Consider the following 13,314-nt stretch of genomic DNA (forward strand, 5'->3'; position numbering starts at 1 on the left):
ACCAAACAACCTGTCAAAAAATGCAATGTCTGGTCGATAATTGACCTTAGTCAGTTCTCCTGATCGCAAAAACGCTAATCTGCACCGCCCGGAGAGATGCTATGCTGCGCCACTGATCAGCACCTCCGCATAACACCAATAATACTCAGAGGATTCAGCGGTGCCGCTACTGAAACGAAAACGCGACTACGCCAGGCTGGTGATTATTATTTCCGGCGTGCTGCCTCTGATTATTGGCATTTTTTTCACCGCCCTGGATGCGCGCCACACCGTGCATCAGCAGCAGGTCACCGCGGCGAATACGCTGTTATCTCAGGCTGAAAGAATGAGCGACAGCGCCTGGGATATGATTACCGTGCTGCGCCAGTTTCATCATCAGCCCTGCAGCCAGATTGAAAACCAGTTGCAGCGCATTGGCTCGCTAAACCCCTATTTTCGTGCGATCGGTAAAATGGAGCAGGATCACATCGCCTGCTCGTCGGTGTATGGTTCACGCCCAGGCCTGCTGAAAGAGATGATCATGCGCGACGCGCCGGTTACCGGAAAAGCCTGGTGGAGTCTGTCCATTGCCGGGACATCGGGCGTACCGAATCGTCCGGCCGTGATTTTTATGCGCGATCTGCCCGATGGCGAGGGATTCTGGGCAGTGATTGATGGCCAGTATCTGATCGATTTTATGCGCGCGATCAGCAGCAGCCATCTCTATCATTTCAGCATGACGTTCAGCGGCGGCGCGCCGATCTCGTTTGGCAATCCGCACATCGCCGCGTCCAGCTGGTTTGAACCCATGATTTATCAGGCTATCTCCCATCGCTATCCGCTCTCTGTCACCCTCATTGCCTCACCCTCTGAACTGATCTCGGCCTGGCGTCAGGTGATGTTTATCATCATGCCGATGGCCGCTATCTTCTCTATTCTGCTGATGATGCTGATGGCGAACTGGCTGAAACGGCGTATTTCATGGCGCGATGAGATTCGCCGGGCCATCACCAGCGGCCAGTTCAGGGCGCACTATCAGCCGGTCTATGACAACCGGCTGCAACGCTGCAGCGGTGCTGAAGCCCTGCTGCGCTGGACAACGCCCGACGGTAAAGGCGTGCGGCCAGATATTTTTATCGGCGCAGCAGAAGCGGAAGGCATGATTGTGCCGCTGACCCGCCATCTGCTCGATTTAATTGCAGAGGATGTGCAGGCGTGGCAGGTTGAGCCCCATTTCCACCTGGCCATTAACGTGGCGGCGGATCATCTGCAGCATCCTGACTTTGTCGACGATATGCTGCAGTTTGCCGAACGGATCAAAGATAAGCAGTTCCTGATTACCCTTGAGCTGACCGAACGCAGCCTGATCAAAGATGGCGCTGAGGTGGCTCGCAAGCTGGAGCAGTTACGTGGTTGCGGAATGAAGGTCGCGATTGATGATTTTGGGACCGGTCACTGTTCGCTGAGCTATTTACAGACCTTCACGATAGATTATCTGAAAATCGATCGCGGCTTTATCAACGCGATTGAATCTCTGGAAGGCAGAACGCCGGTGCTGGACGCCATTATCCAGCTCAGCCATGAGCTTGAGCTGGAAGTGCTGGGAGAAGGCGTTGAGACCGCGTTACAGTTCAGCTATCTGCAACGGCGCGGCGTGGTCTTTATCCAGGGCTATTATTATGCCCGCCCGATGGACAACACGGCGCTGGTTGCCTGGCTGACCGATCGGGGCGAACAGCCGATTGAGCGGGAGCTGGCTCTTCAGACCCGGCAGGAACCCGACGTCTGAACCAGAGCAGATTGCAGCTGAACCGCCAGTCGAGCAACATTCACTCATCTTTCTGCTCTCCGCCCTGTGATGCAAAGCGGATAACCGCTTCCGGTGCCAGCATGGCCCGTAACTTCCCTCTCTTTGACCCTGTTTTGCTGAAAAAAACGGCGGTCGTCACGCTCAGTGATAATTTTTCTGCGGTTGCAAACAGCTCTATTTGTTGTAAAAACAGGCCGGATGTAGCCCAAACATGACAGATATCACACAAAAACGGTATACTCTGTCGCTGTTCGCAATAATCACAACAGTAATTATTGTGTCTGCCGGCGCATAAACAGTGCTTATTTACGGCTATGCTTAAATTTCTCAACGCAGCGGTCTGAACGACTCACACCCGGCTCGCGCCGTTGAGGACTTTCGTGTTCCAATACAGGGTAATTCTATGAAATTGCGTAGGAAGCGTGTAAAACCAATTGGGATCGATGATGTGACTATCATCGATGATACCCGTTTACGTAAAGCCATCACCGCGGCCTCTCTGGGCAACGCGATGGAGTGGTTCGACTTCGGTGTTTATGGCTTTGTGGCCTATGCGCTGGGTAAGGTCTTTTTCCCGGACGTTTCGCCGGGCGTTCAGATGATAGCGGCGCTCGCCACTTTCTCTGTTCCTTTCCTGATTCGCCCGCTGGGTGGACTGTTCTTCGGTATGCTGGGCGACAAATATGGTCGTCAGAAAATCCTCTCCATCACCATCATCATCATGTCGGTCAGTACTTTCTGTATCGGCCTGATACCGTCCTACGCCTCCATCGGCATCTGGGCACCTATTCTGCTGCTGTTAGCGAAGATGGCTCAGGGCTTCTCGGTGGGCGGTGAATATACCGGTGCCTCAATCTTTGTGGCCGAATATTCGCCTGACCGTAAACGCGGCTTTATGGGAAGCTGGCTCGACTTTGGTTCGATTGCGGGCTTCGTGCTCGGTGCGGGCCTGGTGGTGCTGATTTCCTCCATTATCGGAGAAGAGAGTTTCCTTGAGTGGGGCTGGCGTCTGCCGTTCTTCGTCGCGCTGCCGCTGGGAATTATCGGTCTTTACCTGCGTCATGCGCTGGAAGAGACCCCGGCATTCCAGCAGCACGTGGACAAACTGGAACAGGGCGACCGCGAAGGCCTGCAGGATGGTCCACAGGTATCGTTTAAAGAGATTGCGACCAAACACTGGCGCAGCCTGCTCTCCTGTGTCGGCCTGGTTATCGCCACTAACGTCACCTACTACATGTTGCTGACGTACATGCCGAGCTACCTGTCACATAACCTGCACTACAGCGAAGACCACGGTGTGATGATTATCATCGCCATCATGATCGGTATGCTGTTTGTCCAGCCAATGATCGGCATGATGAGTGACCGTTTCGGCCGTCGTCCGTTTGTCATCATCGGCAGTATCGCCCTGATGATCTTCGCGATTCCTGCCTTTATGATGATCAACAGTGGCGTACTCGGACTGATTTTTGGTGGTCTGCTGCTGCTGGCAGTGATCCTCAACGCCTTTACTGGCGTGATGGCCTCTTCACTGCCTGCGATGTTCCCGACGCACATCCGCTACAGTGCGCTGGCGAGTGCGTTTAACATCTCGGTACTGGTTGCCGGTCTGACGCCAACGCTGGCTGCCTGGCTGGTAGAAACGACCAATAACCTCTACATGCCAGCCTACTATCTGATGGTGGTGGCAGTGATTGGTCTGATTACCGGTCTGTACATGAAAGAAACTGCCAATAAGCCCCTGAAAGGCGCGACACCGGCGGCTTCTGATATGGAAGAAGCGCGCGAAATCCTGCAGGAACATCACGATAACATCGAGCACAAAATCGAAGATATCGACGAAGAGATCTCCCGTCTGGAAGCGAAACGTAAAAACCTGGTGCAGCAGCATCCGGATATCAACGAGTAACCGTTCTGCTCTCCCGCCGCCCGGCGGGAGAGTTCTTTTCCCCCTCTCTTACCGCACACAAACCTTCATCCCTCGCGGGCAAAGGGAGTAAACTGTTGTCACTTTTTTCACCTGCGTAAGAATGAAAATGTCTGATTATTCCCTTATCCAGCGCCCAAGAAGATTGCGCGCCAGCGCCTCAATGCGTGAAATGTTCCAGGAGTCCTCACTGAGCCTGAACGATCTGGCTCTGCCCATCTTTGTTGAAGAAGAAGTCGACGATTACAAAGCGATTCAGGCGATGCCTGGCGTGATGCGTATTCCGGAAAAACGTCTCGCCTATGAAATTGAGCGCATCGCCAAAGCGGGTATCCGCTCGGTGATGACCTTCGGTATTTCGCACCATACCGATGCCACCGGCAGCGATGCCTGGAACGAGAACGGTCTGGTGGCACGTATGTCCCGCATCTGCAAAGATACCGTGCCAGAAATGATCGTGATGTCTGACACCTGCTTCTGTGAATACACCAGCCACGGCCACTGTGGCGTGTTGTGTGATCACGGCGTCGATAACGATGCAACCCTGGAAAACCTGGGTAAGCAGGCCGTCGTTGCCGCCGCAGCCGGTGCGGATTTCATCGCCCCGTCAGCGGCGATGGATGGTCAGGTTGAGGCGATTCGCCGGGCACTGGACGCGGCGGGCTTCACTCAGACCGCCATCATGTCCTACTCCACCAAATTCGCCTCCTCGTTTTACGGCCCGTTCCGTGAAGCGGCCGGAACGGCGCTGAAAGGCGACCGTAAAACCTACCAGATGAACCCGATGAACCGCCGTGAAGCGATCCGTGAATCGCTGCTCGACGCGGCGCAGGGCGCGGATTCACTGATGGTGAAACCGGCAGGTGCTTATCTGGATATCCTGCGCGATATCCGTGAACGTACCGAATTGCCGCTGGCGGCTTATCAGGTGAGTGGTGAATACGCGATGATCAAGTTTGCCGCTCAGGCTGGTGCCATTGATGAACGCAATGTGGTGCTGGAAAGCCTGGGTGCGATTAAACGCGCCGGTGCAGACCTGATTTTCAGCTATTTCGCCCTTGATCTCGCCGAACAAAAAGTGCTCTGATCCCCTCCTTATAAAGAGCGTGATGGCTATGTCACGCTCTTCTTCTTCGCCGTAAGGCAAACACCAGAACCTGGCTTGAGCTAAAAAAATAAAGGGCTCTGTGATGAAAGCACCTGAAATCGCTGCCGACGAGGCACAACGTTTATCGCAGTTGCGTGCGCTGAACATAATGAACACCCCAGCGGAAGAACGATTTGATCGTTTAACCCGTCTGGCGCGCCGCCTGTATGACGTTCCTATCGCGTTAGTCAGCCTGCTGGAAGCTGACCATCAGTGGTTTAAATCCGCTCAGGGCTATGAACCCGCAGGATCGCCCCGCGACATCTCCTTTTGCGGTCATGCCATCCTGCAGGATGAGATCATGATCGTTGAAGATGCCACAGAAGATGAACGTTTTTATGATAATCCGCTGGTTACCGGCGAACCGCATATCCGCTTTTATGCCGGCTGTCCGCTGCGGGCACCGGGCGGCGCTAAAATGGGTACCCTCTGTATCATTGGTCGTGAACCGCGTCAGTTTAATGAAGAGGATCAGGCCACGATGCGCGACCTGGCCGCCATGGCCGAAGCGGAACTGGTCGCCTTTCAGACTGCCACCTGTGATGAACTGACGCAGATCACCAATCGTCGCGGCTTTATGACGCTGGGACAGATGGTGCTGAACGAGTGCCGGCTGAAAAACCGGCCCGCCTGCCTGACCTTTCTCGATCTCGACAAATTTAAGCAGATTAATGACACGCTGGGCCACCGCGAAGGCGACCGGGCGCTGATGGACTTTGCCGATGCGATGAAAGTGGTGTTTAAGCATTCGGATCTGTTTGCCCGTCTGGGTGGCGATGAGTTTGTGGTGCTGTTTAATGGTCTGCAGCAGCAGCAGAGCGAAGCGCTGCTCCTGCAGTTTGACCGTTATCTGCAACAGCAATCAGTCAGTCTGAACCGCCGTTACCGCCTGCAATTCTCGTCCGGCGTCGTGGAGTTTGACGCGGCGCATCCACAATCGCTGGAGCAGTTGCTGCACGACAGCGATGAGCAGATGTACCTCAGTAAAAAGCAGAAACGCGTGGCGATCTAAGGTCAGGCGCCGCAGCGCCTGACGGTTCAGGGACGCGCCAGATCGTCGAGCAGCGTCTGGTTAAATTTTGCCGGCTCTTCCATTTGCGGCGCGTGTCCCATACCGGGGAATTCGATTAAGCGCGCCCCCGGAATGCGTTTTGCGACCTCTTTCCCCAGTACCGCGTAATCACCCAGCCGGGCTTTCACCTCTGCCGGGGCGATATCACTGCCGATGGCAGTCGTGTCTGAGGTGCCGATCATCAGCGTGGTGGGCACTTTCAGGTCGCCGAATTCATAAAATACGGGCTGAGTGAAGATCATGTCGTAGATTAAGGCGGAGTTCCACGCCACCTTCTGGTGCCCTGGCCCACTGTTGAGTCCGGCCAGCATATCAACCCACTTGTCATATTCGGGTTTCCAGCGACCGACATAGTAGGTCTGCTGCTCATACTTCTTAATGCCCTCTGCGCTGAGTTTGAGTTCGCGCTGATACCACTGATCCACGGATCGCCACGGTGCGCCTTTGGCTTTCCAGTCCTCCAGCCCGATCGGGTTAACCAGCACCAGCTTCTGTGTCTGTTCCGGGTACATCAGCGCATAACGTGTTGCCAGCATTCCGCCAGTGGAGTGACCCATAATCACCGCCTTCTTCACACCCAGCCGGGCGAGCAGCTGATGGGTGTTATCTGCCAGCTGCTGAAAACTGTACTGGTAACTGGCTGGCTTAGTGGAGCTGCAGAAGCCAATCTGGTCGGGCGCGATAACGCGATATCCCTGCTGACTGAGTGCGCGAATGGTCTCTTCCCAGGTCGCGCCACAGAAGTTTTTACCGTGCATCAGCACCACGGTTTCGCCGTTGGCCCGTTGCGCCGGTTTCACATCCATATAGCCCATACTCAGCGATTGCTGCTGGGATTTAAAATCAAAATGCTGCAACGGATAGGGGTATTGAAATCCTTCCAGCTGTTCGCCATACACACCAGCGGCACTGGCCGGTGCATGAGCAAATAACGCCAGCGAGGTGAGCAAGGCGGCAAGCGGTTTTTTCAGCGCGTATGTCGGGCTCATCCGGGGGGTTCTCCAGGTTAAAGGTGAGCCGTAAGCCTGGCATGTCGCAGCCAAAAATCTATTGATGTGCCGTGCTATAGCCGTGATTACAGAGATTCCGGCAAGGTAAACCGTGAGTCTGGCTGCGGACTCACGGCTCATTTTGATTATTGTCCCGCGGAACCACTTATTCATTCACCTACAATTACCAACAGATTAATCACAATTCATCTTTTTTATTAATAACACCCCCTCAAATGAATATCTTCAGAGATAACGATTAAAATCCTGAAAAATCTTTACGCAAAGAATAAGCACATTAAGATAAATATTTTAGAATCTTCTTAAATCAAACAGGGGGTTCTATGAACGAAAATAAATATAACGAAAGCGTGATCGTCTCTATCACTGAGTGGATTAATAATAATCTGGATCAACGTTTAAGCGTTGATGATATTGCAGAAAAGGCGGGTTACTCTAAGTGGTATTTACAGAAACTTTTTGCCCGTTATCATAATGAAACCCTGGCGCGATATATTCGTAAGAAAAAGCTTAACGCCAGTGTTCATGATTTAAAAAACAGCCGCACGCCCATCATCAGCCTGGCGCTGAAATACCATTTTGAAAGCCAGCAATCTTTTACCCGATCTTTTAAGCAGATTATGGGTTGCACGCCGAGCGTCTGCCGTAAACGTCTGATGAAGGACGAGGCAAAGCAGCAGCTGGCCGACGTTGATGATCCCTGTGCGCTGTGCAGTTACGGTCGGGCGGAAAGCATAAAGCAGAGCTGTGGCGTAACAGTCCGGCCTGTTACGCGCTCAGCGCGCGGATATGCGCCATCAGACGCTTTCCGCGAAATAGGTTAATCAGGATTCATCCGGCTGATAATATTGCACACCAATCTGAATACGCTCACGTCCCTGGGTGACGCGATGACGATTGGTGTCGCGCAGTGAATAGACACAGCCACAATATTCCTGCTGATAGAAACTCTCGCGCTTGCTGATTTCAATCATGCGCGACGACCCACCACCTTTACGCCAGTTAAACTCCCAGTACATCAGATCCGGATACGCCGCCGCTGCGCGGACTCCGCAGCTGTTAATCTGCTTCATATCTTTCCAGCGCGAAATACCCAGGCAACTGGTCATCACCGGGAAACCGTTCTCATGGGCATAGAGTGCCGTACGTTCAAAGCGCATATCAAAGCACATGGTGCAGCGTTCACCCCGTTCCGGTGACCACTCCAGGCCGCGCGCCCGCTCAAACCAGTTATCCCGGTCATAGTCCGCATCAATAAACGGCACACCAAATTTTTCGGCAAAGCGAATATTCTCCTCTTTACGCAGCTCATACTCTTTGAGCGGATGAATATTCGGGTTGTAGAAATAGATCGTGTATTCAATGCCGGATGCCAGCATCGCTTCCATCACCTCACCCGAGCAGGGTGCGCAACAGGAGTGCAGCAGGACTTTTTTATGGCCGCCCGGCAGAGGCAGCGGCTGACGCTGGAAAGGTTCAGACATAAGCACCTTCAATCAATAGCAGTAAAGCGGCAGTGTAATGCCGCAGGCGGGCAGTTGCAAAACCTGACCTGACGCGCACTGTTTTGCGTAATCGTGCCCCGGCCGCGGTTTCCCTCTCCTGAACCAACCCGCTGATCTCTGATGCTTTCTTATCGCAGCAATGCTGTGTGGCACCGGTGATAGCCGGAAGTGTGATCGCCCCCACACTGGCATCGACTATGTTTACATAACATTAACAATCTTGACACTGACCCCCCGCAAGGAGACTCGCATGGTCGCGGCAAAAAAATCGGGAAATCAACAGAACCGCTTTACCTGGTTCGTCTGTTTTATGGCTGCGCTGTCCGGCCTGCTGTTTGGTCTGGATATCGGCGTCATTGCAGGTGCCTTGCCGTTTCTGGCGAAGGATTTGCAGATCACTAACCATCAGCAGGAGTGGGTAGTGAGTTCGATGATGTTTGGCGCGGCGCTGGGCGCACTAGCGGCGGGCTGGATGTCATCAAAGCTGGGACGCAAGAAAAGTATGCTGGCGGGCGCGACGCTGTTTGTCATTGGCTCGCTGTGGTCAGCCTTCTCACCGGATGTGGAGTCGCTGGTCTGTGCCCGCGTGATGCTGGGTCTGGCGGTGGGGATCGCCTCTTACACCGCGCCACTCTATCTGGCGGAGATTGCGCCTGAACGTATTCGTGGCTCAATGATTTCGATGTACCAGCTGATGCTGACCACTGGCATTGTCGTGGCCTATCTCTCCGACACCGCGTTCAGCTACAGCGGTAACTGGCGCGGGATGCTCGGCGTGATCGCCATTCCGGCGGTGATCCTGTTTATCGGCGTGCTGTTTCTGCCCAACAGTCCGCGCTGGCTGGCGGCGCACGGACGCTTTAACGAGGCGCAGCGGGTGCTGGATCGGCTGCGTAACAGCAGCGAACAGGCCCGGGAGGAACTGGAAGAGATCCGGGAAAGCCTGCAGGTGAAGCAGCGCGGCTGGTCGCTGTTCCGTTCTAATGGCAATTTCCGCCGCGCGGTGTGGCTGGGTATGCTGCTACAGGTTATGCAGCAGTTTACCGGCATGAATGTGGTGATGTATTACGCGCCTAAAATCTTCAACATCGCCGGCTTCTCCAGCACCAGTGAGCAGATGTGGGGCACGGTGATTGTCGGGCTGGTTAATATGCTGGCCACGCTGATTGCGATCTTCTTTGTCGATCGCTGGGGTCGCAAGCCGATGCTCACCACCAGTTTTCTGGTGATGGCGGTTGGCATGGGCGTGCTGGGAACGCTGTTGCACATCGGCGTTGAGACAGATTTCCGCAAATACTTTGCTGTCGCGATGCTGCTGATGTTTATCGTCGGCTTTGCGATGGCGGCCGGGCCGGTGATCTGGCTGCTCTGTTCAGAGATTCAGCCGCTGAAAGGGCGTGATTTCGGCATTACCGCCTCCACCACCACTAACTGGGTCGGCAATATGATTGTTGGCGCCACCTTCCTGACCATGCTGGATCAACTGGGTAATGCCAACACCTTCTGGTTCTACGGCGCGCTCAACCTGGTGTTTATCGTGCTGACGCTGATGCTGGTACCGGAGACCAAACATGTGACGCTGGAGCACATTGAACGCAATCTGATGAAGGGTAAAGCGCTGCGTGACATCGGGGCGTAACCGCCCCGCTTCAGCCTACCACTGCAGTTGCTGGCCGGCGTAATCGACATAGTGATGACCACCGCGACCGCGCCACTGGATCAGCTGCTGGACGATACCGGCGGCACTCTCTTCTGCCGTCAGGGGCGCACTCTCGCCGCCCATATCCGTTTTCACCCAGCCGGGATGCAGCGTCAGCAGCGTCCCGCTCTGCGCTTCCACTGCCGGAGTCAGCGTGCGGCTCAGCATATTCAGTGCGGCTTTGCTTGCCGAGTAAATCGGCATCTGCGCCTCCGGATTTTCATTCAGGCTGCCGAGCTGAGATGAGGTCAGCGCCAGCACGCCTTCCTGTTTCAGCAGCGGCAACAGGATCTCTGCGCTGCGAACCGGGGCTATCGCATTGGTCAGGAACAGTTGCGCCAGCACCTGATCGTCACTCTGCGACACCTTCTGGTGCGCAGGCCCGGAAATCCCGGCGTTAATCAGAATCGCATCGAACGACTTGCCACTGAGCTGGCTGGCAAACTGTTGAACCGCTGATGAGTGGGTCATATCCAGCGAATGCCAGTGAATGTCTGGCCGGTTACCCTGCTCCGGGATGCCACTGCGATGCGTGGCCGTGACCTGCCAGCCCTCATCGGCAAAGGCCTGCGCCACCGCCAGACCGATACCGCGTGAAGCACCAATAATCAGAACATCTTTTTGCTGAGCCATATTCATTCCTCGTTGATTGTCTCGTCACAAGCTTAACGGTAAATCGGCCCAGGCAGCGGCCAGTTGTGCTTTTTAGCCAGACGACCGCACTGCAGGTAAAACCCCACGGCGTAGCGCTGTTGATGGTTTTCCATCATTAAATCGCTTTATCTTTTACTTTTAACCGGTTAGAAGAGATAAACAGTCTGGCAGGCAGCAGTCAATTTGCCATTTTCGCATGGAGTCTGAATGAAAAAGCTCACCTTAGAGGTGGTGGCAAAAATGGCAGGCGTCGGGATTGCGACGGTCGATCGGGTGCTGAATGAGCGCGGCGGCGTCTCCCTGGAGACCAGCCGTAAAGTCCTGAAAGCCGCACGCGAAGTGGGGCTGAAGCGTCTGCTGCCAGAGGAGTACCAGCATCCGTGGCAGATTGAGGTGTTCCTCAGCAATAACGGCTCATCCTTTTTTCAACAGCTCACCACCCATTTCAGCGAGGTCGCCAGTCAGCTTGGCTATCGCCGCCTGAAACTACACAAAACCCTGGTGGCCGAAGCGCAGCCTGAGCAGCTGGCGCAAAGCATTATCGCCCGCAGCAGCACCCGCGACGGCATCATTGTTTTTGCGCATGACTCGCCGCCCATCTATCGGGCACTGGCGCTGTGCCGCAGCCGCAATGTGCCGGTGATCACCATCGTCACCGATCTGCCCGATGCCGACCGCTTGTGTCATGTTGGTATCGACCAGTATCAGGCGGGACGCACAGCCGGACTGCTGATGAGTAAGACAGTGAATCAGCCCGGCGACATTATGATGGTCAGTGGCCGTTTTGATTACCGCGCCCATCGTCAGCGCATCGCGGGATTTCGTGAGGCCATGGAGCAGCGCGCGCCGCAGCGTCATCTGCGTGAAGTGCTGTCGGGTCAGGATCAGCGGGAAACCATTCGCAGTGAACTGGCTCGCCATCTGCGTCCGTCGCAGGCGATTGCAGGGGTCTATAACACCGGGATGGGGAATAGTGATGTCAGCGACACCCTGCGCGCCCACCAGTTGCTGGGTAAATGCACCTACATCACCCATGAGCTTTATGATGTCACCCGCCAGCTACTGCTGAACGATGAAGTGGCTTTTACCCTGGATCAGCATGCTCAGCAGCATGCCCGTTTAGCGATTGATCTGATGCTGAGTCATCTCGAAACCGGCTATCAGCCGGATGTCTATCAGGCGGGCAAAGTGGCCTTTCGGCTGTTTACGGCGGAAAATATGGTGTGAGGTGGAATCTGTTTCCCCTGATGAAGCGCTGTCATTAAGGGAAACAGATCGGGCTCGATTAACCCGCGGCATCCCGGCTTTTATCGTCCGGGCTGTCCGCATCGCCATTACCCTGGCTCTTCTCCACTTCCTGCGGATGTCCCATCGAAAGCGCAGCCGCACTGGCCGGGTCGAACAGCGACAGACTCTCAATCTGGTCAACCATGATCACTTTACGGAACGACATCGCATCTTTGGGTTTCGAGTCGAGCGTGATGTCGTGCTCGGCGTACCACTTGCTGTAGTTATGTTCCACCGCCAGCTTCAGCGTCTTGCTGTCGCGATATCCGCTCAGCATCGGGATCAGCACGATATTTTTGGTGCTCTCATATTCAAAAGTCGAAGCATGAATCATGCCGATGTAAATGCGGCGCGACTTCATTGTAATCCACGCCAGTTCGCCCTCTTCCATGCACTGAAATAACAGTTGCTCCACACCATTAGAGCGTGACAGCTGCTGATAGAGGTCTTTACGACCGGAGACGTTCAGTCGTGCACTGCCTGCCCAGTTTGAGCGGTAAAGGCAGAGAAGAATGGCAAAGGTGAGCATGATCACCACGGGAGCCTGGATGCCCAGGAAACTCCAGTTCATAAACTCCACCTGCCACTTCAGGTGGACGCCGGGGATCATCTGGACGGCGTTGGCGATGCCGGAGATACAGAGCAGCACCAGCCAGATGATACCGGTCGCAAACACACCCTGCAGGACGAAAATACAACCGTAAAGCGCGACCAGGAAATAGACATCCCAGCCCGACGAACGACGGATTTTAAAGCGGCTGTTCAAATCACGGCTGGTGTACCAGTAACCACTGACCATCAACACCATAAATATTGCGGTACCCACCTCACACTCCCTTTAACGTATTCACGTGGCGGGCAAAATCTTCATGGACTTCCTCGCTCAGCGTGTTGACCGAGATATTGCCGTTTTCATCAATAATGATGCGCTCACCTTCAGCGATCGAGTCGTTGATATCCTGACGGGTCATGATCTGCAGAAACTTATCCGGACTGGCAAAGACCGACTTAACAAATTTAAACATAGCGATCCACTTGTTGGCCTTAAAATTGAAGTATGTGACCGAATCCACACTCTCGCCTGTTTAATTTCGGGTGAAATTTCTTAAAATCAATTAATTAGCGAAGCGGTAGTCACCTTGCCCATGCCGTTTTCCGCTGAAATCTTCAACGTAACCAGCAGCATGGCGTAGCAGCATCGTATTTTTACCGTGCAGGTCTGCA

General features: G+C 54.3%; 12 protein-coding genes. 7 read left to right on the forward strand and 5 right to left on the reverse strand.

What is annotated here, in order from left to right:
- Positions 1–160: 160 nt before the first annotated feature.
- From AC6I8B_RS18145 to AC6I8B_RS18160, 4 genes are all read left to right on the forward strand, one after another.
- Positions 161–1,768, forward strand: coding sequence for an EAL domain-containing protein (locus tag AC6I8B_RS18145; RefSeq protein WP_332838045.1), 1,608 nt, complete (start codon positions 161–163; stop codon positions 1,766–1,768).
- 424 nt (positions 1,769–2,192) lie between these two features.
- Positions 2,193–3,698 (forward strand): glycine betaine/L-proline transporter ProP, encoded by a 1,506-nt coding sequence (proP, locus tag AC6I8B_RS18150; protein WP_010253365.1) that lies wholly within the window; start codon positions 2,193–2,195, stop codon positions 3,696–3,698.
- Between the two features lie 127 nt (positions 3,699–3,825).
- Entirely contained in the window at positions 3,826–4,803 is a 978-nt protein-coding gene (gene hemB, locus AC6I8B_RS18155) for a porphobilinogen synthase (RefSeq protein WP_010671515.1), read from the forward strand.
- Positions 4,804–4,906: 103 nt separating this feature from the next.
- A complete protein-coding gene (locus AC6I8B_RS18160; protein ID WP_033780954.1) occupies positions 4,907–5,875 on the forward strand; it encodes a GGDEF domain-containing protein in 969 nt (322 codons plus the stop codon).
- Positions 5,876–5,901: 26 nt separating this feature from the next.
- On the opposite strand, the gene AC6I8B_RS18165 is transcribed toward AC6I8B_RS18160, so the two are convergent.
- The gene (locus tag AC6I8B_RS18165) at positions 5,902–6,924 is read right to left on the reverse strand and encodes an alpha/beta fold hydrolase (protein WP_167423582.1); all 1,023 of its coding nucleotides are present in this window, start codon (positions 6,922–6,924) and stop codon (positions 5,902–5,904) included.
- Between the two features lie 344 nt (positions 6,925–7,268).
- On the opposite strand from AC6I8B_RS18165, the gene AC6I8B_RS18170 reads away from it, so the two are divergent.
- Positions 7,269–7,769, forward strand: a complete 501-nt coding sequence (locus AC6I8B_RS18170) for a helix-turn-helix domain-containing protein (protein WP_022623998.1) — start codon at positions 7,269–7,271, stop codon at positions 7,767–7,769.
- Here the strand turns inward: AC6I8B_RS18170 and AC6I8B_RS18175 are convergent, their stop codons facing one another.
- Positions 7,770–8,429, reverse strand: a complete 660-nt coding sequence (locus AC6I8B_RS18175; RefSeq protein WP_157353936.1) for an epoxyqueuosine reductase QueH — start codon at positions 8,427–8,429, stop codon at positions 7,770–7,772. It lies immediately after the preceding gene.
- Positions 8,430–8,700: 271 nt separating this feature from the next.
- On the opposite strand from AC6I8B_RS18175, the gene AC6I8B_RS18180 reads away from it, so the two are divergent.
- Positions 8,701–10,089: a sugar porter family MFS transporter gene (locus tag AC6I8B_RS18180; RefSeq protein ID WP_010253379.1), complete on the forward strand. Its 1,389-nt coding sequence runs from the start codon at positions 8,701–8,703 to the stop codon at positions 10,087–10,089.
- A 15-nt stretch (positions 10,090–10,104) separates the two neighbouring features.
- On the opposite strand, the gene AC6I8B_RS18185 is transcribed toward AC6I8B_RS18180, so the two are convergent.
- Positions 10,105–10,782, reverse strand: coding sequence for an SDR family oxidoreductase (locus AC6I8B_RS18185; protein WP_157353939.1), 678 nt, complete (start codon positions 10,780–10,782; stop codon positions 10,105–10,107).
- Positions 10,783–11,010: 228 nt separating this feature from the next.
- Between AC6I8B_RS18185 and AC6I8B_RS18190 the strand changes: the two genes are divergently transcribed.
- Entirely contained in the window at positions 11,011–12,030 is a 1,020-nt protein-coding gene (locus AC6I8B_RS18190; protein ID WP_033773085.1) for a LacI family DNA-binding transcriptional regulator, read from the forward strand.
- 58 nt (positions 12,031–12,088) lie between these two features.
- Here the strand turns inward: AC6I8B_RS18190 and AC6I8B_RS18195 are convergent, their stop codons facing one another.
- The gene (locus AC6I8B_RS18195; RefSeq protein ID WP_497817536.1) at positions 12,089–12,916 is read right to left on the reverse strand and encodes a hypothetical protein; all 828 of its coding nucleotides are present in this window, start codon (positions 12,914–12,916) and stop codon (positions 12,089–12,091) included.
- A 1-nt stretch (position 12,917) separates the two neighbouring features.
- Positions 12,918–13,115 carry a hypothetical protein gene (locus AC6I8B_RS18200; protein ID WP_010253388.1) on the reverse strand — a complete coding sequence of 66 codons (198 nt, stop codon included), beginning with the start codon at positions 13,113–13,115 and terminating at the stop codon, positions 12,918–12,920.
- Positions 13,116–13,314 lie beyond the last annotated feature (199 nt).

Source organism: Pantoea sp. X-Soil-ISGK-285 (assembly GCF_059730815.1).